Source organism: Burkholderia sp. AU45274 (assembly GCF_030482505.1).
GTDB lineage: Bacteria > Pseudomonadota > Gammaproteobacteria > Burkholderiales > Burkholderiaceae > Burkholderia.
On sequence record NZ_JAUJQE010000002.1, the window covers coordinates 783157 to 800946 of the forward strand.

The 17790-nt window shown below is 64.0% G+C and carries 31 protein-coding genes; 14 read left to right on the top strand and 17 right to left on the bottom strand.

The window, feature by feature from the left end; all coding sequences use genetic code 11:
* Nucleotides 1-37 precede the first annotated feature (37 nt).
* The 6 genes from QZM35_RS12350 to QZM35_RS12375 form a co-directional block, all read right to left on the bottom strand.
* A complete protein-coding gene (locus QZM35_RS12350) occupies nucleotides 38-559 on the bottom strand; it encodes a hypothetical protein (RefSeq protein ID WP_301776005.1) in 522 nt (173 codons plus the stop codon).
* A gap of 80 nt (nucleotides 560-639) precedes the next feature.
* Complete coding sequence (locus QZM35_RS12355) at nucleotides 640-1395, bottom strand: phage minor head protein (RefSeq protein ID WP_301776006.1); 756 nt, start codon at nucleotides 1393-1395, stop codon at nucleotides 640-642.
* A complete protein-coding gene (locus QZM35_RS12360) occupies nucleotides 1392-2858 on the bottom strand; it encodes a DUF1073 domain-containing protein (RefSeq protein ID WP_301776007.1) in 1467 nt (488 codons plus the stop codon). The genes QZM35_RS12355 and QZM35_RS12360 overlap by 4 nt, the downstream gene beginning before the upstream one ends.
* A 20-nt stretch (nucleotides 2859-2878) precedes the next feature.
* Complete coding sequence (terL, locus tag QZM35_RS12365; protein ID WP_301776008.1) at nucleotides 2879-4432, bottom strand: phage terminase large subunit; 1554 nt, start codon at nucleotides 4430-4432, stop codon at nucleotides 2879-2881.
* Entirely contained in the window at nucleotides 4383-4862 is a 480-nt protein-coding gene (locus tag QZM35_RS12370; RefSeq protein ID WP_301776009.1) for a DUF2280 domain-containing protein, read from the bottom strand. The genes terL and QZM35_RS12370 overlap by 50 nt, the downstream gene beginning before the upstream one ends.
* Before the next feature lie 20 nt (nucleotides 4863-4882).
* Nucleotides 4883-5539 (bottom strand): putative metallopeptidase, encoded by a 657-nt coding sequence (locus QZM35_RS12375; RefSeq protein WP_301776061.1) that lies wholly within the window; start codon nucleotides 5537-5539, stop codon nucleotides 4883-4885.
* A gap of 91 nt (nucleotides 5540-5630) precedes the next feature.
* On the opposite strand from QZM35_RS12375, the gene QZM35_RS12380 reads away from it, so the two are divergent.
* Nucleotides 5631-5891, top strand: a complete 261-nt coding sequence (locus QZM35_RS12380) for a hypothetical protein (protein ID WP_301776010.1) — start codon at nucleotides 5631-5633, stop codon at nucleotides 5889-5891.
* 276 nt (nucleotides 5892-6167) lie between these two features.
* On the opposite strand, the gene QZM35_RS12385 is transcribed toward QZM35_RS12380, so the two are convergent.
* From QZM35_RS12385 to QZM35_RS12415, 7 genes are read right to left on the bottom strand one after another with little or no spacing between them, the layout of a single operon-like run.
* Nucleotides 6168-6761 (bottom strand): DNA-binding protein, encoded by a 594-nt coding sequence (locus QZM35_RS12385; protein ID WP_301776011.1) that lies wholly within the window; start codon nucleotides 6759-6761, stop codon nucleotides 6168-6170.
* Nucleotides 6758-7084, bottom strand: coding sequence for a hypothetical protein (locus tag QZM35_RS12390; RefSeq protein ID WP_301776012.1), 327 nt, complete (start codon nucleotides 7082-7084; stop codon nucleotides 6758-6760). The genes QZM35_RS12385 and QZM35_RS12390 overlap by 4 nt, the downstream gene beginning before the upstream one ends.
* An 11-nt stretch (nucleotides 7085-7095) precedes the next feature.
* Nucleotides 7096-7566, bottom strand: coding sequence for a RusA family crossover junction endodeoxyribonuclease (locus tag QZM35_RS12395; RefSeq protein ID WP_301776013.1), 471 nt, complete (start codon nucleotides 7564-7566; stop codon nucleotides 7096-7098).
* On the bottom strand, nucleotides 7563-7823 hold the full coding sequence (locus tag QZM35_RS12400; RefSeq protein WP_301776014.1) for a hypothetical protein: 261 nt from the start codon (nucleotides 7821-7823) through the stop codon (nucleotides 7563-7565). The genes QZM35_RS12395 and QZM35_RS12400 overlap by 4 nt, the downstream gene beginning before the upstream one ends.
* On the bottom strand, nucleotides 7820-9154 hold the full coding sequence (locus QZM35_RS12405) for a hypothetical protein (protein ID WP_301776015.1): 1335 nt from the start codon (nucleotides 9152-9154) through the stop codon (nucleotides 7820-7822). The genes QZM35_RS12400 and QZM35_RS12405 overlap by 4 nt, the downstream gene beginning before the upstream one ends.
* Nucleotides 9151-9621 (bottom strand): XF1762 family protein, encoded by a 471-nt coding sequence (locus QZM35_RS12410; RefSeq protein ID WP_301776016.1) that lies wholly within the window; start codon nucleotides 9619-9621, stop codon nucleotides 9151-9153. Before QZM35_RS12410 ends, QZM35_RS12405 begins: the two co-directional genes overlap by 4 nt.
* The gene (locus tag QZM35_RS12415) at nucleotides 9618-10523 is read right to left on the bottom strand and encodes a hypothetical protein (protein WP_301776017.1); all 906 of its coding nucleotides are present in this window, start codon (nucleotides 10521-10523) and stop codon (nucleotides 9618-9620) included. Before QZM35_RS12415 ends, QZM35_RS12410 begins: the two co-directional genes overlap by 4 nt.
* A 65-nt stretch (nucleotides 10524-10588) precedes the next feature.
* On the opposite strand from QZM35_RS12415, the gene QZM35_RS12420 reads away from it, so the two are divergent.
* Nucleotides 10589-11074, top strand: coding sequence for a hypothetical protein (locus QZM35_RS12420; RefSeq protein WP_301776018.1), 486 nt, complete (start codon nucleotides 10589-10591; stop codon nucleotides 11072-11074).
* Nucleotides 11075-11076: 2 nt separating this feature from the next.
* Here QZM35_RS12420 and QZM35_RS12425 read toward each other — a convergent pair whose 3' ends face one another.
* The 4 genes from QZM35_RS12425 to QZM35_RS12440 form a co-directional block, all read right to left on the bottom strand.
* The gene (locus QZM35_RS12425; protein WP_301776019.1) at nucleotides 11077-11241 is read right to left on the bottom strand and encodes a hypothetical protein; all 165 of its coding nucleotides are present in this window, start codon (nucleotides 11239-11241) and stop codon (nucleotides 11077-11079) included.
* Entirely contained in the window at nucleotides 11235-11456 is a 222-nt protein-coding gene (locus QZM35_RS12430) for a hypothetical protein (RefSeq protein WP_301776020.1), read from the bottom strand. Before QZM35_RS12430 ends, QZM35_RS12425 begins: the two co-directional genes overlap by 7 nt.
* Nucleotides 11453-11827 carry a hypothetical protein gene (locus QZM35_RS12435; RefSeq protein WP_089472952.1) on the bottom strand — a complete coding sequence of 125 codons (375 nt, stop codon included), beginning with the start codon at nucleotides 11825-11827 and terminating at the stop codon, nucleotides 11453-11455. Before QZM35_RS12435 ends, QZM35_RS12430 begins: the two co-directional genes overlap by 4 nt.
* 117 nt (nucleotides 11828-11944) lie before the next feature.
* Nucleotides 11945-12256 carry a YdaS family helix-turn-helix protein gene (locus tag QZM35_RS12440; protein ID WP_301776021.1) on the bottom strand — a complete coding sequence of 104 codons (312 nt, stop codon included), beginning with the start codon at nucleotides 12254-12256 and terminating at the stop codon, nucleotides 11945-11947.
* 84 nt (nucleotides 12257-12340) lie between these two features.
* On the opposite strand from QZM35_RS12440, the gene QZM35_RS12445 reads away from it, so the two are divergent.
* The 12 genes from QZM35_RS12445 to QZM35_RS12500 all read left to right on the top strand — a co-directional run bounded on the left by QZM35_RS12445 (nucleotide 12341) and on the right by QZM35_RS12500 (nucleotide 17783).
* On the top strand, nucleotides 12341-12685 hold the full coding sequence (locus tag QZM35_RS12445; protein WP_301776022.1) for a helix-turn-helix domain-containing protein: 345 nt from the start codon (nucleotides 12341-12343) through the stop codon (nucleotides 12683-12685).
* A gap of 1143 nt (nucleotides 12686-13828) precedes the next feature.
* Entirely contained in the window at nucleotides 13829-14047 is a 219-nt protein-coding gene (locus tag QZM35_RS12450) for a hypothetical protein (RefSeq protein ID WP_301776023.1), read from the top strand.
* 137 nt (nucleotides 14048-14184) lie between these two features.
* A complete protein-coding gene (locus QZM35_RS12455) occupies nucleotides 14185-14613 on the top strand; it encodes a hypothetical protein (protein WP_301776024.1) in 429 nt (142 codons plus the stop codon).
* Nucleotides 14614-14661: 48 nt separating this feature from the next.
* Entirely contained in the window at nucleotides 14662-14991 is a 330-nt protein-coding gene (locus QZM35_RS12460) for a hypothetical protein (protein ID WP_301776025.1), read from the top strand.
* The gene (locus tag QZM35_RS12465) at nucleotides 14988-15233 is read left to right on the top strand and encodes a hypothetical protein (RefSeq protein WP_301776026.1); all 246 of its coding nucleotides are present in this window, start codon (nucleotides 14988-14990) and stop codon (nucleotides 15231-15233) included. The genes QZM35_RS12460 and QZM35_RS12465 overlap by 4 nt, the downstream gene beginning before the upstream one ends.
* On the top strand, nucleotides 15233-15409 hold the full coding sequence (locus QZM35_RS12470) for a hypothetical protein (protein WP_301776027.1): 177 nt from the start codon (nucleotides 15233-15235) through the stop codon (nucleotides 15407-15409). The genes QZM35_RS12465 and QZM35_RS12470 overlap by 1 nt, the downstream gene beginning before the upstream one ends.
* Entirely contained in the window at nucleotides 15406-15780 is a 375-nt protein-coding gene (locus QZM35_RS12475) for a hypothetical protein (protein WP_301776028.1), read from the top strand. Before QZM35_RS12470 ends, QZM35_RS12475 begins: the two co-directional genes overlap by 4 nt.
* On the top strand, nucleotides 15777-15944 hold the full coding sequence (locus tag QZM35_RS12480; protein ID WP_272545673.1) for a hypothetical protein: 168 nt from the start codon (nucleotides 15777-15779) through the stop codon (nucleotides 15942-15944). The genes QZM35_RS12475 and QZM35_RS12480 overlap by 4 nt, the downstream gene beginning before the upstream one ends.
* On the top strand, nucleotides 15941-16084 hold the full coding sequence (locus QZM35_RS12485) for a hypothetical protein (RefSeq protein ID WP_301776029.1): 144 nt from the start codon (nucleotides 15941-15943) through the stop codon (nucleotides 16082-16084). The genes QZM35_RS12480 and QZM35_RS12485 overlap by 4 nt, the downstream gene beginning before the upstream one ends.
* A gap of 132 nt (nucleotides 16085-16216) precedes the next feature.
* Entirely contained in the window at nucleotides 16217-16507 is a 291-nt protein-coding gene (locus tag QZM35_RS12490; RefSeq protein ID WP_301776030.1) for a KTSC domain-containing protein, read from the top strand.
* Nucleotides 16504-16974, top strand: coding sequence for an HNH endonuclease signature motif containing protein (locus QZM35_RS12495; RefSeq protein ID WP_301776031.1), 471 nt, complete (start codon nucleotides 16504-16506; stop codon nucleotides 16972-16974). Before QZM35_RS12490 ends, QZM35_RS12495 begins: the two co-directional genes overlap by 4 nt.
* Nucleotides 16971-17783 (top strand): PD-(D/E)XK nuclease family protein, encoded by an 813-nt coding sequence (locus QZM35_RS12500; RefSeq protein WP_301776032.1) that lies wholly within the window; start codon nucleotides 16971-16973, stop codon nucleotides 17781-17783. The genes QZM35_RS12495 and QZM35_RS12500 overlap by 4 nt, the downstream gene beginning before the upstream one ends.
* Nucleotides 17784-17790 lie beyond the last annotated feature (7 nt).

Consider the following 17790-nt stretch of genomic DNA (forward strand, 5'->3'; position numbering starts at 1 on the left):
AAAGGCAGGGGGTGCCTTATTTAAACGACGACTGGCCCTATTCCCCTTCCCGCACCAGGCCCTGGTTGTAATACCGGTGGCCGTCGTAGAACACCTTCACCGTGATCACCGCCCGATAGCTCTTGCCGTCAAGCTTGAGCGGGGCTGAGTACGTCTCGACCGCCTTGACGTTCGGATCGCCGCGCTTATCCGGTTGCGTGTCGATCAGCCGAGCGTTCGTCAGAAGGTCGGGCAACGCGGGGATGGAGCGCAGCACCTCATCGTGGCCGGTCGCGACGGTGTGCCTGATCCCGCCGTTCGTCACTTCGATCTGGTTGCCTGTCGCCGCATTCTTGAACTTCTTCCCAGCGAACTGCTTGCCGTAGGCGATGGCCTTCTGGCGCAGTTCCTTCATGCTGGTGAAGTCGCCAAGCTCGTCGCCTTTCAGCGTCGTAGGGCCGGCCGCAACTGCACCTGCGGCACCTCCCGATCCGAACTGGCCGTTCGCGGAGCGCGGGTGCTTCGATTCCTCCCACGACGTGTCATACGTGTGGAAGTAGATATGCAGATGCTTTGCCATGGGCCTGTCGGGTCATGCGGGCTCGGCCCGGCAACTACTCAAAACGAAGGCCAACGACCGGCCTCTCTCATCTCGCAACATCAAGCCGACGGCAAAACCACTTCCGCCCAGCATCGGCAGTTGTAGATGCAGCCCGGATGCGCCCGCGCGCCGGTCCGCTTATCCGCGATCGGCGGCTTGTCCCATGTGAAAAACTTGCCTTCCAGCTCGCGATGGTCCTCGCGGACGTCCGAGTCGCCGGACGTCCGCCAGAAGTAACCGGGGCTTCCGACGTCGAGGGCACGCGCCTCGGTGAGCGTCGCGGCCGTGCGACTGACCTCGGTTCTCGCGATCGTGTCGGCCCGGCTTTTCGCTACCTGCCCCGACTCCTGAATCGCCTTCGAGATCTGCGCAGCACGCGTGCCGTCGACGATTCCCTCGAGCGTCAATCGATGCACCCGCTCGGCCGCGTCGAGCGGGATGGACGTGATCAGGCGCACCTGTTCGGACAGGAGAGCGCGCATCGTCTCGCCGGTGGCCGCGCCGCGGATCTCGTCGCGCAGCGCGCGCGACATGTCGGCGGCCTGCTTCATCCACATCTGCTCGTCGCGCCGATTCAGGTCGGCGATCATCCGCGCCGCGGTCGCCTCGGCCCACGGTGCGAGCGCCTCGGCGTACCGCCGCAACAGTTCCTCGATCGTCGGCGCATACGACGCGTCATCGGCCGGAAAGCCGTTCACGAGCACACCGACCTGATGGGCGATCTTTCGCAGCTGGCCGCCGTACTGCCGCTCGGCACCGCTCAATCGCACGGGGTTCTTGCGCCGGTCGCGCTTTCGATCGAGGGTGAGGATCATCGACGTCGGAAAAGCCTGCGAAGCAGAGAGTCGTTCGTGCGCGCGGCCGCGCCCGGTGTCGGGCCGAGCGGAAGCGTGGGGTCAATTCCAGGCGGATCCTCTCCCTCTTCGTCGCGCTCGGCCTGCTCGATCGCTTCGTCCGGGATGTCGCCAAACATGCCAGTGTCGGGCGACGACGCCTTCAGCTCGCGCATGCCCTGGCTGCGCGGAATCAGGTCGGCGTCAACCGCCTTCGTCACCGAATCGACTGTCTTGTTGCCGATCTCCGCCTTCTCGGCGGCCGACATCTCCTGCAGCGGGTTGAACTCGTACGAGAAGTCTTCGGGCAACGGCTGCCCGATCTCCGACCGGCACATCACGTCGAGCAGCCCGTGCAGCGGGTTGCGCAGCCGACGCTCCTGCCGCGTGTGCACCTTCTCGTGGTACAGCAGGCGCGATCCTTCACCGGTGTCACTCAGGCCGGCCGGCTGCTGGCCGAACAGGCGATCGAGCGGGATGCCGGTCGCGCCGCTGAGCTGCATCGCGAACTGCAGCAAGACGTCGGACAGCCCGCTGAATGCGTACTGGTGCGTCTCGAACTTGTCGGTCGCGTCGATGAGTGTGAGGCCCTCATTCGACTGCCCGAGCCTGATCATCTCGACCTGCTTCAGCAGGCCGTTGAGCGCCGGGCCGCCGGCCGCGATGATCTCGCGCAGCTTCTCGACGCTGAGCGTGCGCAGGTGCGCCTTGTAGACGAGCTGTCCAGCGCCGACCGTAGCGCTGTCGAATGCGATGAGCCGATCCCACATCGGCTCGAGGATCGACAAACCCCAGCCGTTCTCGCTGATGCGCTGGTAGAACGGCAGTGCTTCGCCGTCCATTCGCAGCACGCGTGAGTGGTGAATGCGCCCCTGCGGCAACCCGATCGCCGTCGGCAGCACATCGTAGAACTTCGGCATGCCGAGGTCGGGACCGAACTCGGTCACGACTTCGCCGACCGGCGGCGCAACCATCCAGCGGTCGAGCACGAGCAGGCCCTTGAACTGGCCTTTCCCGATGGTCTCCCGCCGAAGCTGCTGCGACATGTCCTGGCCGTCGATCAGCATCACGGCGATCGCGCCGCCGTACAGCTGCGCCCACTTGCCGGTATCGCAGAGCTGGTCCCAGATCGCCTTGCGCGTCAGCGCCGTCTCCATCTTCGACACGTCGGTCGGATCGAGCCCGGACATCTCGATGCCCTTGCGGGTCATGTCCTCCGGGATCGCGTCCACCGCGGCGCGCACGATCCACGATCCGCGATACGCCGCTTCCAGCCAGACGCGGTTGCGGCTCTGGTACGTCAGCGTGTACTGCGCCGCCGACGCCTGGTTGTCGGCACCCCAGCCCAGCCGTGCTTCGAAGTTGGCGAACGAGTCGACCGTGCGGTGGGCGTGCGTTGCCGCCGGCGCGCGCGGCGGCCGGGTCTGTTGCTTCCGTTTCGACATTCCGGGAAATCCTGTCGTACTCAACCGGCAAGCCGCTCCCAGACCGACAGGTCTTTCGCGCCTCCCAGCATGTCGTTGATTGCGTCGACCATCGGATCGATCTGGTCGTCGTGCATGTGCGTGTCGTCAGCCGTGAACGAGTCGCACTCGGTCAAGAAGTCGCTGACCCATGGGGCATCCAGCGGGACGCCGACGTTGCCGGAGTCGATATGGCTCACGACGTCCATCACGCGCGTCAGCTTGTCCTTCACGCGCTCGATGCCCTCGATCGGGATACCGCCCTCGGCCTGAATGTCCTGAATCAGCCCGGTACCGCTGGACTTGTCTTCGACCTTCATCTGGCGCAGCACCGGTGCGCCCGGGTCGTCCGCGCCGATGGCCGCGTGCTTGTTCCAGAAGTCGATCGCGCGGCGCTTCAGCTCGGGCGCCTTCCACTTCCCGCGCACCAGGTCAATCAGGTACAGGCGGTTGTCGTACCCGAGGCCCCAGCACTCGAACACGCTGTAGTCGTTCCGCTCGGCGGTCTTCTGCGCCGTGTCCGCGAAGATCTTCCGGTACTGGAGCTGCGGCAGCGCGCCATAGCGCAGGAACTTGCCGCTTTGGATGATCCCGCCGCCCAACGGCGACGGCCGCTGCATGTACTGGCCGTTGAAGACGTACGCGTCGGCCTTCTCGGACGCGAGCAGCTCCTGCAGCGGTTCCTTGTACGGCCAATAGCTGTACCGCCCGTCCGCGTCTCGCTCGTCGCACTCGACGCGGTCGCGGATGTGCGCCGGCAGCTTCGCGACGTACTGGTCCGTGATCAGTGCCGGAATCTCGATGAATTCCCAGTCGCCCGGCAGCTTGCCGGACTTGATGAAGCCCGTCGGGTCTTCCTCGGCGAGCCGCTGCATGATCACGATGATCGGCGTGTCGGGATTCGCCTTCCGGCTCTTCACCGTCGACAGCAACTTGCGGTTCGCCTTGTCGCGCGCCGTCTTGCTGTATGCGTCGTCGACCTTCAGCGGGTCGTCGATGATGATCGCGCCCTGCCAGCCCTCGGTCATATGCCCGGCTCGGAAGCCGGTGATCTGGCCGCCAAGCGAAACGGCGTACACGCCGCCGGCCTTGCGGCCGTCGATCATCACGTTCCAGCGCTTCTTCGACTTCGCGTCGTCTGCGATCGGGAGCGGCCACAGCGCCTGAAACTCGCCGGACTCGACGATGTCGCGCGCGGTCTCGCTGTTCAGCAGCGCGAGGTCGTCCGAGTAGCTGATGTGTAGGAATCGCGCGCGCGGGTTCAGCGCGAGGCCGCGCGCGATCAGGTTGATCGCGACCAGCTCGGTCTTCGACGAGCCAGGCGGCACGTTGATGACGACGTTCTTCAGCGTGCCGTCGATCACGCGCTGCACCGTGTCGGCGATCAGCACGTGGTGCCAGTTGACGCGGAACTTGATCGCCTGCCGGTGCTTGAAGAAGTACCGGCTGAAAAACAGGTGGTCCCGCTCGCACTTCGCCTTCAGAACGGCCCGCTCGATGGCGGGGTCAATACTCGTCTTCGAGCTTGGCGACGGCGGCTGCGACCTGGCTTTCATCGACGACGACCGTCCTGTTCTCGATCGGGCCGCCGTTCTCCCCAGTGTGTTCGAGGCGGCGCCGATTCGTGTAGGCGTCGCCGGATTCCTTCGCAGCCTGTTCGAGCAGCTGCGCCATCAGCGGCAAGTTGTTGCGTCGCTCCGCTTCCGCGACGGCACGGTCGAGCGCGCGCAGGCGCACCGCGCGGTGCGATACACCAATGCGCGACGTGTCGTTGAGGAACTCCTCGCGCGTGCGCTCGAAGATCTCGCGGTACTTCTTGCTGAGCGCCGAACCAGCGCGCTTCGTCGGGTCATACCGCTCGCACTGCTGCGGCGATACCTCGACGCTGAACTCCTCGCGCACGGCCTTCGCGGCGCGCGACGGCGTGTCGAAACAGGCGAGCGCCTGCGTGACGAACACCTTGATCGGTTCAGGAAGTGCTGCCATGGAGGAAAACGTTCAGGTTGCTATGCGGCCCGCAGGATGCAGGTGCCGCAGGCCCAGGCAATGTCGGCGTGGCCGACCTCCGGCGCGCGCTGGGCTGCGGCGACGAACTTCGCGGTATCTCCCGCGCCGCCGGCCACACCGTAGCGCCGGACGATGCCGACGAATTCCTCGACGTCGTGCCCGCGGATGCCGAGCTTCGGCAGGCCGTCTTTCGTGAAGGCCGGCGCGCCGAACGAGTCAGCGTGCTGACCGATGTGATACAGCTCGTGCTCGACGAGCGCGCACCACTGCAGATCGTTGCATTCGCGCGCGTAGTGCGCGTCGAGCGTGATCAGAAACGCCGGCACGTGGCCGAACCATTCGCAGAGTTGCTGTTCCTGCCTGGCGCGCTGCCAACCGCCGGCGCGGATCATCACCTCTTCGCACTGGCCGACAACGCGCCGCATCTGGCGCACGTTCTCGACGGCCGCCCAGAGATACGCGACGTCAGCGCCGATCAGGTGCGCGTGATCCGGGTTGTGCAGTGGCGCGCCTTCGCGCAGCAGTGTCTCGCTTACCCACTCGGCGACGCCGTCGGCCGGCACGATATGTCGGATCCAGTTCGAGTCGTCGAAGAGGATGTCGGGTGGCGCAGGACGAGAGCCTTCCCCACGACCGCGGACTTGCAGTTTTGTCATAATGACTTTCTGCGCTCCCGCGCCGATCGCATGCACGGCGGTCAGCCGAGCGCACCATTGCGCTACGACCAACAATTCACGGGAGAATTAAATGAAGCGAAATCCATCCCTGCTCCTAGGCATCCTCATCGCATTGGAGGACAGCCCGTACGAGGAACTCGCCACCATCGACCTTAAGGAGACGTTGAAGGAGACATCGGAGTCGGACTACACCATGTCTGAAGTCCTGCATCATATTCACCTTCTCGGCGATCGCGGTCTCGTAGATTCGAGCAGTAACAGGCATCGCCTCACGGACGCGGGCCATGACCATCTGGAAGCCGCCCGTCAAAAGGGCCGAGTGAGCCTGTAACGCAGTACCGATCTCCGCAACAAAAAGCCCGCTGGCTTGTCGGCTCAGCGGGCTCGATATGTCTGGTGCCAGCAGGGCGGCGGAAACCCGACTGCACCTTTCGGCGCGCTGGCTGATCACCTCGCTGCGTCCTCCCCGCCGGCGCAGCTAAGGCCGAGTCCAGTATAGCGCGGCGCCAAGGCAACAAAAAAGCCCGCTTTCGCGGGCTTCGTTGCTTCGGACGCACGTATGACGTGTATCGAATATGGCGGATTATTGTGTGCCAAACACACATTGTCAAGCAGTCGATCGTTCCTGCAGCAATCCGAGCTCGCTGAACCGTCGTTCGATCACTGACCACGCGAGCCCCTCGACGCCCGCCTCGCCGGTCTTCTTATCCCCCTCGATCCACTTCCGCACCGCGGCGTTGTGCTTGCTGACGGTGTTCACGTGCGCTTCGCAGTCGTGCGCGATGTCGACCAAGTCGCACTTCACCCCGAACAGGCGCTCGATGATCGCGCGCCGCACGCGGTAATGCGAGAAGCCCGAGCAATAGGCGGCGGACGCCCGAATCAACCAGCCGATCGCCGCCTGCCACTCGATATTCGGCGTCCGGCCGCTGCAGCACGCAGCACCGCACGAGCACGGCAAGTCATGCGGCGCCGCGCGCGCGACGATCACCGAGAGGTGCAGCTCGGGCAATTCCCAAAGGTGCCGGCGAATCTCCCCTGCCTGGCCGGCACCGTCGAGGCCCACCAGCCCCATTCCGGTACCGATCGACTCGCCGCGCAGACGCTTCGCCATCATCGTCTCGCCGTACTGCTGCCCCGAGTAGCAGAGCGCAAAGCGCACGGCGTCGAACGCCGACTTGAACTCGACGACGTCGCTCATCGTGCACCTCGCGTCGTCATCGCCAGCGCCTGCCGCGTGTTGAGCTCGAGCATGTAACCCGTCAGGTTGCTCGTGAAGTCCGGACGGATGCGCGTGTCGACGTGCGAGCCCGGCGAGCGGCTCGTGCCCGCGAGCGAGTACATGCGGCCGCGGCTCTCCGAATGGCAGTCGAGCCGCGCGAGCGCGACGTCGAGCGCCAGCAGCTGGCGCACCGACGACACGGGATGCTTTAACCGGCGAGCGAGGTCGTGCGCCGAATATCGGATGCCGGGCTTCATCACTCCGATCAGCCCGTTGATGGTGAGTTTGCTTTTTGCTTTCAAGGCCCCGCTCCTTATGCTGACTTCAAATTCAACTCGATCGCCTCGATCCGCACGCCCGGCGTGCGCGCGTAGCGCTTCGACACCCAGAGGTCGACGACCTGGCCGTCGTCGACGTACACCACCCCGTTCATGCCGTCCTTCAACGCCTTGACAACGTTGTCGGCGTCCGGCTTCTTCGTCGCGCCGATGGCGCCGGCGGCCGCTTCGCCCTGGCGCTTCATCGACCAGCTCGCCGGGATCGGCAGGCCGATGTGCACGATCAGCCGTATCGGGCCGGCGTACGGCGCGACGCTGCGCATCGCAGCGCGCGCGGCCATCTTCACGAGGTTCTCGTAGCGCTCGGTCTTCTCGGGCGTGTAGGCCGTGACGTGCGCGCCGCGGCGTGCGAACTTCGGGCGCCCCTTCGCAACCGGCGCACCGGGAATGACAAACTCGACGCGCTGCGCGATCGGCGACGCCGTGATGAGCGATTGCTGTGTCACGCGGTCACCTCGTCTTCCACGTCGTCCGTCACCGGCACGCCACTGATCGGGCGCAGCCACGCGTCCGGAATCCACCCGGTCTTGAGCTCGCACGGTCGAAACGTGACAACGTCCGTCGCCGGGATCGGCGTGGGCGCTTCGACGTACCAGCAAAAGCCGAGATGCAGGTAGTCGCCGTAAGGCGCCTTCACCTCGACGATGCGGTCGCGGGCTTCGCCGTGCGTGATCACGGCCATGTCGCCGACTTTGCAGTTCATCGCCCTTCCCCCATCAAAGCGCCGACCGAGACCGGGCCGGCAGTGTTGCGAAATGCGCGGTTGTGGTCGTCCCACCACGGGCCGTCGCCCGCGGCGTCGAAGACGCGCAGCTTGAAATCGAACGGAGGTTCGTCGCGGCCCTGCTCGATGCCGAGCGTGCCGCCGTGCTCGACGATGCCGGTCCATGAGCGCCACCAGTCGCCGACGGTGCGCGTCCCCGTCACAGGCTTCGCGGCGCGCGCGGCGAGCAGATCGCCGAGGATCAAGTCGAGCAACCCGGCGTTGAGCGGCTGCTCGGAGCACTCGCGCTCACGCCGCTTGCGGCCCGTGGCAATGGCTGCACGCAGGTCGTCGACCGTTACGCCGCGCCCGGGCCAGCTCGCCAACCGCGCGTCATCGGCGGCGAAGCCGACGCCCGACGAGCGAAGGATTTCGACGAAAGCGGCGGCGGCGATCGGCGGGTCGCTCGCTACTGCCTGTGCTGTGCCGCCGCCGCTTGCTGTGTTTACATGTTCTGTTCTATTCCGCTCCGCTCTGTTCAGAGCGTTTTCCGATGGAATTCCAGCGGAGTCGTTATCGCTTCCGCCGGAAAACTCACCACTTCCGCCGGAAGAGTCGTCGTTTCCACCGGAAAATCCGGAATTTCCGTCGGAGCAGTAATTTTTGCCATTCGACCTACCTTCAGCCGAGGTGCCGACTTGGCGACGCCCTGCCGGTCGCCCGTTTTTTCCGCTAGCTTCCGCCGGAGCGTGCCCGCTTTCCGCCGGAACTGGTTCCTTCTTCCGCCGGAATTCCACATCGTTTCCGCCGGAAGGATTGCTAAATTCCTCCGGAAAAAGATCGCGTTCCAGCGGACGACCCATGTCAATCCATGCGTCCAGCTCGGGTACTTCCAGCGGAGCAAGACCTCGCTCCGCCCTCGCCTTGTTCCGTTTCCGGATACGTTCGCCGAGCTTGTCGTGCGCGTGGCGATGCTTCGAGAACCACGCGGAGTTGACCTTTTCAGCGAGGACCGGGTGATACAGGCGCCCGTCGGTGCATTTGATCCAGCCGTGCAGCGCGCCGGCGCGCACGCCGTGCCACGTCGGATCGAGCTTGCCCTTGTGCCAGTAGCCCGCGCGCTTCGCGAGCCACTCGTCGTTATCGGGCATGCTGCCGGCGGGTACCTCGTGCCATGACACGCACCAGAGCAGCATCGCCGACCAGCACGCTTCGGGCGACTCGTCGTGCACGAGGTCGGAGCCGAGCAACCGCGGCACGTCAATCGGCATTTCGCGAAAGTTGCGCAGATCGCAGTCCGCTGGGGTGAGAGGATTCGGGAGGTCGTTCATTGGGCTTCCCACAACAATTTCTGCCCACGCAGACACGCGGCGGTGTCGATGCGCGGTCGCGCGGGCGTGTTCCAGTTGCCGCCGCCGCGCTCGCCAACGAGACGCCATCCGGCACCCCGCAAACTGGCGCCGCTCTCGGCGGACAACGTGTATGTGATGAGCTGCGCGTAACCGAGCGCACGGGCCGCACGCCATGCCGCACCGTAGAGCGCAGAGCACGCGTTACGCGTACTGTCCGTACAGCAGCGCGTCACCTCGAGCGTCCAGCCGTCGTCGTTGCCGCGTGCGACCGGGCGGCCGACGATTGCGACGCCGCGGATGCCTGTGCTGTCGTCTCGGCCCATCAACATCTCATCTGCGACAGCGATGCTGAACTTGTGGCCGACGACGGGCGAGTGGTGCCGGTGATGCTCAGCGACGAATGCGTTCGCCTCTTCGAGCGAAATTGGAATGATGACGAGGCTCACGCCACCTCCCGCGCGATGTGCGGCAGCGGCTCCGCAGCCGACTCGATCGCGACCTGAATGCGCTCGAGCTGCTGACGGAGCCGCTTGACCTCGGAATCGGCGCTGACCCGGCGCACGGCTTGCTTGCAGGCGCTGGCGATCTCCCAGGCGCCCGCGCTCGCCGGCAGCCCGAGCGCACGCGCGAGTTCGATGCGTGCGCTGTCGATCTGCGCTGCGTCGCGCTGCGCATTCTCCTTCGCACGATCGAGGATCAGGCGGCGCTCGTCTTCGGCTTCTTGCGCCAGCCCTTCCAGCCGCTCGGTGGCAACCTCGAGACGCCGTTCCGCGTGCAGCCGATCACGCACGGCATCCGCGACGATGTCGCCGAGCCGCTGTCGAATCTTCTTCTCGAGCGTCCACTCGTTATGGAGCCCGACCCGAAGCTGTTCGAGGTTCGAGTTCGCGAGCCGCGCCATGCCGTCGATGATCAGCTTCACCCACGCGTCACGCGGCAGGTTCTCCATGTTCTTCAACGTCGGCCCCTTCAGCGAGCGCCAACCGTCCGGCCCACGCACGATCAGGCCGCAGCCGGCCGGGATGTCTTCTTTCTTGAGCAGCCCGGCCGGCGCAGCGAAGATGACGCCTGCGGCGAAGCGCATGTAGGAGGTCCACTTCCCCGCCGTAACGTCACGACGGAAATCGGCGACGCTGATCTTGCATTCGTAGGCGACCGGCTGGAACCGCGCGAACGAGCACGGCACCGTGTAGACATCCGGCCGCGGCGAGCCGGCCGGCCCGAGCTGCATGTCGGTCCACACCAGGCGATCAGAAGCGCCGCGCAGGTGGGCGGCGAGATCCTTGGCGAGGTCATCGTGGGCCCATGTCATGCCGCCGTCTCCCGCCGAAAGCGACCCGTCGCGCATGAGCTAAGATTGGCGTGCCGCAAGTACGCGCGGCAACCAACAATGCGAGAGACCAGATGCCACTCATGACCGTGACCGCCGCAATTGCCGGCCTTAAGAACACCATTGATCTCGCGAAAGCCGCCATCGCAACGCGTGACGAATTGAAACTGGCCGAAATGCAGCAGTCGATCAATGACCGCGTGATTGATGTTCAGAATGCGGCGCTTGCCCTTCAGGAGAAGCAGTCGGCCGCACGTGATGAAATCGACCAACTGAAGGAGGAGCTCCGTAAGGCAAAAACGACACTCGCGGAGCTCGAACGGACGCAATCCGAGCGAGAAAAGTACGCGCTGCACGCCGTCAGCGAAGGCGCGCTCGTCTATGCGCTGAAGAGTGACTACGTCGATCAGGGTGTACCGTCCCATTTCCTCTGTCAGCCTTGCTTCGATGGCCCAGAAAAACGCAAGGTCATTCTCGAGTACACCCCAGGACAGAAAGCCGGCCAATACGTTATCCATCCACGCTGGTCGTGCCCGGTATGCAAGCATGGTGTCAACGAGCGCAAGTGACATTACGCTGCCTCCAGCACGTCATTTGCCGCGGCCCAGCCGCGCCCCCACTGCCGCGCAAAGCATGCGAGCGGGCCGCGCAGCGGGTTCTCGTGGAACGGGTCGCCGGCGCGCGCCGCGCGCCAGCCAGCACGGAATGCCGCACGCTCGAATAGTTCGGTCAGCACGAGCCGCCCTCCTTCGTGTTGTCGATCGGCGCCGCCTCGGGCCGGACGCGCTCGATCATCCAGAGCTGGTCCGGACGGAACGCGAGATAGTCCTGCGGGGGATCGCGGTAGATGAAGAGATGCTTTTCCTCGACGATGCCGAGGTAGTTCATGGGGCGCCCGAGCTTGACGGCGAAGGGCTTGCCGATGTCGCGCTGGCTGAGAGTCAGCGTCATGCCGCCGCCTGCCGCTGGCCGAATGCCTGCTGGACGAACTCGCCGATCGCCTGCTGGCTGAGCCGGCGATATTCGTCGATCGCCTTGCGCTCCTGGATGGCGAGCCACTGGCGCGGGTAGTCGCAGCCCGTGAACATGCAGAACAGGTGCAGCTTCGTCGCCGGAAACGGCCGACGGCCGGCGACCAGGTCGCCGAAGTGCGGATAGTGAATGTCGCAGTTGCGCGCGAGCGTCTTGCGATCGAAGCGCCGCAGCCCAAGCTCGAGTGCGTGCGCGAGGCAGTCCTCGAAGCTCATCGCTTCGATCTCCCCATCCGGCAGCGTCGCGGCCTGCACCCACGGCGCGAACATCCTGAATTCGGTCTGGTTCATACGAAAAATCAATCGTTACCCAGTTGATTACCCACTTGCTTACCCAGTTGGCGCCGGGGCGAAATAAAGGCCAGGACAAACACCTGGCCAGCTTTCAACTAATGCAAACCACTGAGATCATTCGAGGCGCGAATGAAGCGCGTCGCGCTGCCCGCCCTCCGACGTGCATGCGCCCATGCGCCTCGGGGTGGCGTCTTCTGCAGGATCAGGCCAGATCAGGTGCCAATCGGTGGGGCGAAAGTCCCTGTACGGGATGCCGACGGCGTTCCCGACGAGGACACAGTTCTCGGGTCTCATTGCATTGGGGGAATGCAGCCACTTGTGGATGTGCGGCTGCTTTTTGCCGATCAGGCGGGCAAGTGCGGACTGCGACCCAGCTTTTTGGATCGCTGCCTGCAGAGCCGGCACGGAGCAATTGGTCGGTTTCATGCGGCAATACTATAACCAAAGTTATTCATTCGCAAGAACTTTGGTTATTTGCCGGCTTACAACCTAGGTTATAGGATGCCCGCTATGGAAAATCCTGAATTCGGGCGCCGGGCAAGGGAACGTCGCGAGGCACTGGGCCTATCCCAGAAACATGTCGCAGAACTTGTCGGCGTGTCGCAGCCTGCGATTGCCAAGGTTGAAAGAGGCGGCAGCACCACGACCACGAATGGCTTCGCGCTCGCGCGCGCACTTCAAACCACACTGGAGTGGCTCGAATTCGGAGATCGGGCGCAGCCGATTCCGCCTGGCTATGATCGGCTCGACGAGATCGGCCGTGCCAAAGTCGAGGCGTACATCAGTGGGCTACTAGCCCACTCAGCTCCCCACCTTTCGTCAAATCAGGACGAAGACAGGCCGTTCGGCGACTGAATAGCCGCGCAACTTCAGGCAGCGGTTCCAGCGACGCATCCCAGAACGAAAACTCCCGCGTTACGACCGGCCGCTTCATCTGCCCAGTGAAACCGAACGCTGGATTCTCAAGCAGCACATCCCATCGACCATCCGCCCGCAGTCGCTGAATCGCCACGATTGTGCCGACCAACGCAGGGTTCCTGCTCGTCACCACCCTAGCCAAGTCCCCGGGCCTGCAGCGCAGGCGCGTCTTCGATTCTTCTTCCACTGGCGGCCCTCGTCTTCGGTTTGTCACAATACTGTATGCATGTACAGTAGTTTAGCCGTAGTTCCAGAAGACTTTCAACTGCCGTCAGCAGACGCTTAACAAACCGCTCGTTGTCGCGTTGTTACAAATTTCCACCTCGCACGATAACTTTGGTTGTTGACAGCTCGATAACCTTAGTTATAATTCGTCTCAGCTCGGCACCGACGCCGCGCCACCGCCCGAAGGCGGATCGCTCTCTAACAATCGAAGGAAAGCCGGGACCGCACTTGCGGAGCAACCGGCCGGCGCGATCTGCGTCGTGAGTCAGGACAGGCGCAGCGCGCTAGGCCGATGTTTGGCTACCGCTTGCAGGCTTGAACGGACCTGATGCAAGACAGCCAGCAACACGTGACCGATGGCGTCGTAATCGGCACAAACCTCGCGTGGCCCGGAGCCGGCAAGGCCGGGAGTAGCCGGGCGCGCGAGTGATGCAGCATCAATCCCGGCAAGCGCATTCAGCGAGTGCCTTTGCCGGGACTGGATGACCTCTTCGTCCAAGACGGTCCCCATAAATGTCCACGGACGGACGTTGTGCCGGCTTCGAGATAGTCGGATCGCAGAAGGCAGACGGGCGAAACCGTAGAGTGCGAGCAGCCGGCCAACGTGGCGCTGACGGCGTGGAAAGACACGCACTGACATACGAAAGTGCGCCCGGGTAGATGGACAGCCAACTCCATCGGTGAGCGCGACTCGCCAGCCCTGCGAGGGATAAACGAAGTGGGCCCGTCACCTCAGAAAGCGGGCTTGGCTAGCCGACGGAAGGTCAAGAGAACGGCCGGGATGCTAACCGGCGCCGGACAACGTAACCGGCAAATTTCGTGTTTGTCCACCAATTTACATTCAGGAGTCCTCTGATGGCATTCAAATTCAGTCTCGGTGAGCGGGTCGCGATCGCCGAAAGCGGCGAGTCTGGCTCAGTTCACGGCCGAGCCGAGTATTCCGAGGCAGCGAACAACTACTACGTTCGTTACGTCGCTGCCGACGGCCGTGCCGTGGAGTCATGGTGGAGCGAGGGCGCATTGACCTCTCTCGCAGATTCCGGTGACGCCGAAGGCGATACCTCCGACCTCTAATGAACCTGGCCGCTTCGGCGGCCACTTCAAGTTCAGTTCTGACCGGTGGCGGTTCTTCTTCCGAGGCGTCACCCGTGAGAGTTGCACTCGCAGCGTTGCAGTTCAAGACTGCAATTTGATTAGCAATCCTACTTTCAATGGAGGGCGCCATGCACACTCCTCGACCTCATCACAACAACGTCCGCACCCTGCCCGCCCGGATCGACCGACGCGCCGACCAGCTGCAGGCCGCGGCAGACGATGCCGCTCTGGCGCGCGACGAACGCAACGAAGCGATCGCTGACGCCATCACGTTCGACGTGCTGCCGTTCTCGACCGAGCAGGTCGCCGTGCTCGACGCGGCGCTGCGCCGCGGCTACATCGAGGACGTCTACGAGGTCTGGAACGTCTGCAAGGACGTGCTCGCCGCAGAGATAAAGCGTCGCGTCGCCGACGCCGATCTCGCCGGCGCCGCGCCGCGCTTCGAAAACGTCGGTTGCTCGCAATGCGGCCGCGGCTTCGGCCCGGGCAACGGCGGGTTCTCCCACTGCGCCGACCACATCGGACTTCGCGCACTCGACGACTGACCAACCGCTCGCGTTACGGCGGGCAATCACACCACACCGAGAGACCACATGGGACAGACCATTCACACTTCCGGGCCGTGGCAGGCATGCGAGCCCGGCGACTACCTCGACTACGACGGCAACTGCATCGTCGTACTCGGCGAAGACATACGCGTCTGCGTCGTGCTCGGGGCCAGCGACGAATCGAGGGCTACGGCTCAGCTCATTGCGGCTTCGCCCGATCTCGTCACCGCGTTGCGCCTGGTGGCATCGAAGACTGTGCTCACGTCCGGAATCCGCGCCGTTGTCGACGCGGCGCTCGGCAAAGCCGGCTATTCAGCGCCCGTGCCGGTCCCCGACCCTGTCCGTCATATCACCATCGCCGGAATCGATCGATGAGCAACCTAAAATCCCCTGCCCAATGCGGCGACCTCGCTGAAAAGCTGATCGCCGACTATGTACGCAACTGCGGCGCATACGGGAATCCGGATGCGCTCGCGAACGTGATGGAAATGCTGATCAGCAAGGCGGCGCTCGGCATCGCCATGGTCGGCAGCGAGGCGATCGCGCAACAGATCCTCACCCGGACGAAGCACAACGTGGCGACGTTTGCCGAGCGGAACCTACGGAGGAACCGGTGATGCGCTCGCCCCTCAACAGCTTACAGCCTGTATTTCGTGAATACAGGCAATCGCCTGTATCGCGCCTGCGCTACGTGATCGAGGGTTCGGCATGGGCCACCGCGTACGGCGTCGCGATCGGGTTCCTCTGGTACGGCGCACTGATCGCCGGCCCCTACTTGCGGAGCCTCGGATGAGCAGCCTGTTCTACGTCCAAGACAGCCGCGCATATGTCGGGAACGACATGCTTTGGTGGGCGGAGGCAGGCTACACAACAGATCTTTCGAAGGCGCGCTTGTTCACTCAAGAGCAGGCCCAGGCGCAGCACAACGCGCGCGAGACCGACATTCCGTGGCCCAAGGAATATATCGACGGCAAGACGCGAATCGTAGTCGACATGCAATACGTCAATCGCGCCGCCGCGCTGCGCAATAGCGGAATCACGTTGATCAAACCTGCGAAGCAACACGCTTTCCAGCTCAACTGCGTTGGATGCGGACGGTTCCTGAGGGACACCGATCGCTATTCACAGAACTGCCTGAACTGTGGCGCGGACAACCGACCATGACCCCCTTCGACCTCCTCGGCGCGCTGCTCGACCGGGTATTCGAATGGAATCCCATAGCTGGTTACCTTGTCGCGCTCGCGATCGCCGCGGTATGCACATTCGTGCTTGCCCGGCTCAACGCGGACGGCACGGCCATCACCGCACTCGTCACGAGGCCCGCATGAGCCGCTTCACCGATCACGCTGACCTCTTCGAGCGCCGGCACCCGCGCGCCGCGCGCGCACTCGTCGTCGCGATCCTCGTCGCGGTCGCCTTTCTCGCTGTCGCCGTAGACGGAATCGCCAAGCACTTCGGCTTTCTGTAACACCTCCTAGCCGCACCCCGTCGCATTCCGCGGGACGCTGTCTCCGCCCGCCCCACCGAATCCAGTGCCACCCCGCCGCGAGTGTGCGCGCTGCCGACGCACGCCCCGATCCATCTATCAGGAGCATCCCAGATGAAAACCATCGACACGCTGCCCGTCGAATCGTCGCAGATCCACAGCGTCGGCTACGACGCTGAATCTGAAACGCTCGCAGTCCGCTTCAGGGATCGCAAGACCGGCTCACCGACGTCGCTGTACCACTACACCGGCTTCACGCAAGCGAACTTCGATGCGCTCAGGACGGCCGATTCGATCGGCTCGCATTTCTACAAGCACATCAAGCCGTTCGATCAGCGCTTCCCGTACGTGTGCATCGAAAAGTTGCCGGCGGCCGAGCAACCCGTCGTCGAAGGTGAAGCATGACCACGTCGACAGCCGTGGCCCTTTGCCAATGTGGCTGCGGCCGGCCGACGCGTCTCGCCCCCGTCAACGATCGATCGAAGGGATGGGTCAAGGGTCAACCGCTGAAGTACCTCAAGGGCCATGGCATCGGCAAAGCGGCGGCCGCGAAGACGGCCGCGGCGATAGGAAATCGCACGTTCAGCACGCAAGGCTATGTGGTCGTGCGCGTCGCGGCAAACACGCGGCGTTACGAACACGTTCTCGTCGCCGAGGCGGCGCTTGGCCGCCCTCTGCGCAGTCATGGCACCGGCAATCCAAACACCGAGGTCGTGCACCACATCAATGGCGTGAAGAGCGACAACCGCCCTGAAAACCTGCTCGTGTGCACTCACGAGTATCACGTCGCTCTGCACCACCGTCTTGCGAATTCTCCGGCATGGCCGGAGTTCGTGCCAGTCGCGCGCCCGGGCTTCGGAGCTCAACGATGACAACTCCATCGATCTTTCGCGTCCGTGCGTCAGCATGGGCCTCGCTATTTGAATGCGCATACCGCTTTGAAGCAATCCACATCCTCGGCATGCGCAACGTTGTCGGCCTGCGCGCCGCGCTCGGCACCGCGATCCACGCCGGCACGGCCACCTATGACCAGAGCGTGCTCGATGGTTCGGGCCTGACCGTCGACGACGCGGCCGGCGCGTTCATCGACAAGCTCTACGACCCATCGAACGAGTACAACCCGGAGAGCGACGATCTCAACCTGAAGGAAGCCGAGCGCATCGGCATCTCGCTCACGACGAAGTATTGCCTCGAGGTTGCACCGCGCTACAACTTCATCGCGGTCGAAATGGAGACGAAGCCGCTCGACATCGATTGTGGTGGCGGCATAGTGATCCGTCTCACCGGGACGATGGACCGCGCGCGCGTCCGGCGCACGGCCCTCGGCCCGGGCATTGCTGATCTGAAAAGCGGGTCGAAGGCTGTAGCCCAGGGTGTCGCCATCACGAAGGGCCACGGGCCGCAGATCGGCACGTACGAGCTGCTCTACGAGCACACGACCGGTGAGGAAATCAGCGACACCGCCGAGATCATCGGCCTGAAAACCAAGGGCACGCCCGAAGTCGCGACCGCGCCTATCGCCAACGCCAAGCGCGTGATGGTCGGCACCGAGGAAACACCTGGACTGATCCAGTTCGCGGCGGACATGTTCCGCTCCGGTCGCTTCTACCCCAACCCCAAATCGCTGTTGTGCGACAAGAAGTACTGCCCGCGCTACGGCACCTGTCAGTTCCACGAATAACGAGAGT

Bases quoted from the DNA above. Each gene is read 5' to 3' on its own strand.
- QZM35_RS12350 (WP_301776005.1), bottom strand. From the start codon at position 559: ATGGCAAAGCATCTGCATATCTACTTCCACACGTATGACACGTCGTGG.
- QZM35_RS12355 (WP_301776006.1), bottom strand. From the start codon at position 1,395: ATGATCCTCACCCTCGATCGAAAGCGCGACCGGCGCAAGAACCCCGTG.
- QZM35_RS12360 (WP_301776007.1), bottom strand. From the start codon at position 2,858: ATGTCGAAACGGAAGCAACAGACCCGGCCGCCGCGCGCGCCGGCGGCA.
- terL (WP_301776008.1), bottom strand. From the start codon at position 4,432: ATGAAAGCCAGGTCGCAGCCGCCGTCGCCAAGCTCGAAGACGAGTATT.
- QZM35_RS12370 (WP_301776009.1), bottom strand. From the start codon at position 4,862: ATGGCAGCACTTCCTGAACCGATCAAGGTGTTCGTCACGCAGGCGCTC.
- QZM35_RS12375 (WP_301776061.1), bottom strand. From the start codon at position 5,539: ATGACAAAACTGCAAGTCCGCGGTCGTGGGGAAGGCTCTCGTCCTGCG.
- QZM35_RS12380 (WP_301776010.1), top strand. From the start codon at position 5,631: ATGAAGCGAAATCCATCCCTGCTCCTAGGCATCCTCATCGCATTGGAG.
- QZM35_RS12385 (WP_301776011.1), bottom strand. From the start codon at position 6,761: ATGAGCGACGTCGTCGAGTTCAAGTCGGCGTTCGACGCCGTGCGCTTT.
- QZM35_RS12400 (WP_301776014.1), bottom strand. From the start codon at position 7,823: ATGAACTGCAAAGTCGGCGACATGGCCGTGATCACGCACGGCGAAGCC.
- QZM35_RS12405 (WP_301776015.1), bottom strand. From the start codon at position 9,154: ATGAACGACCTCCCGAATCCTCTCACCCCAGCGGACTGCGATCTGCGC.
- QZM35_RS12415 (WP_301776017.1), bottom strand. From the start codon at position 10,523: ATGCGCGACGGGTCGCTTTCGGCGGGAGACGGCGGCATGACATGGGCC.
- QZM35_RS12420 (WP_301776018.1), top strand. From the start codon at position 10,589: ATGACCGTGACCGCCGCAATTGCCGGCCTTAAGAACACCATTGATCTC.
- QZM35_RS12430 (WP_301776020.1), bottom strand. From the start codon at position 11,456: ATGACGCTGACTCTCAGCCAGCGCGACATCGGCAAGCCCTTCGCCGTC.
- QZM35_RS12435 (WP_089472952.1), bottom strand. From the start codon at position 11,827: ATGAACCAGACCGAATTCAGGATGTTCGCGCCGTGGGTGCAGGCCGCG.
- QZM35_RS12440 (WP_301776021.1), bottom strand. From the start codon at position 12,256: ATGAAACCGACCAATTGCTCCGTGCCGGCTCTGCAGGCAGCGATCCAA.
- QZM35_RS12445 (WP_301776022.1), top strand. From the start codon at position 12,341: ATGGAAAATCCTGAATTCGGGCGCCGGGCAAGGGAACGTCGCGAGGCA.
- QZM35_RS12450 (WP_301776023.1), top strand. From the start codon at position 13,829: ATGGCATTCAAATTCAGTCTCGGTGAGCGGGTCGCGATCGCCGAAAGC.
- QZM35_RS12455 (WP_301776024.1), top strand. From the start codon at position 14,185: ATGGAGGGCGCCATGCACACTCCTCGACCTCATCACAACAACGTCCGC.
- QZM35_RS12460 (WP_301776025.1), top strand. From the start codon at position 14,662: ATGGGACAGACCATTCACACTTCCGGGCCGTGGCAGGCATGCGAGCCC.
- QZM35_RS12465 (WP_301776026.1), top strand. From the start codon at position 14,988: ATGAGCAACCTAAAATCCCCTGCCCAATGCGGCGACCTCGCTGAAAAG.
- QZM35_RS12470 (WP_301776027.1), top strand. From the start codon at position 15,233: ATGCGCTCGCCCCTCAACAGCTTACAGCCTGTATTTCGTGAATACAGG.
- QZM35_RS12475 (WP_301776028.1), top strand. From the start codon at position 15,406: ATGAGCAGCCTGTTCTACGTCCAAGACAGCCGCGCATATGTCGGGAAC.
- QZM35_RS12480 (WP_272545673.1), top strand. From the start codon at position 15,777: ATGACCCCCTTCGACCTCCTCGGCGCGCTGCTCGACCGGGTATTCGAA.
- QZM35_RS12485 (WP_301776029.1), top strand. From the start codon at position 15,941: ATGAGCCGCTTCACCGATCACGCTGACCTCTTCGAGCGCCGGCACCCG.
- QZM35_RS12490 (WP_301776030.1), top strand. From the start codon at position 16,217: ATGAAAACCATCGACACGCTGCCCGTCGAATCGTCGCAGATCCACAGC.
- QZM35_RS12495 (WP_301776031.1), top strand. From the start codon at position 16,504: ATGACCACGTCGACAGCCGTGGCCCTTTGCCAATGTGGCTGCGGCCGG.
- QZM35_RS12500 (WP_301776032.1), top strand. From the start codon at position 16,971: ATGACAACTCCATCGATCTTTCGCGTCCGTGCGTCAGCATGGGCCTCG.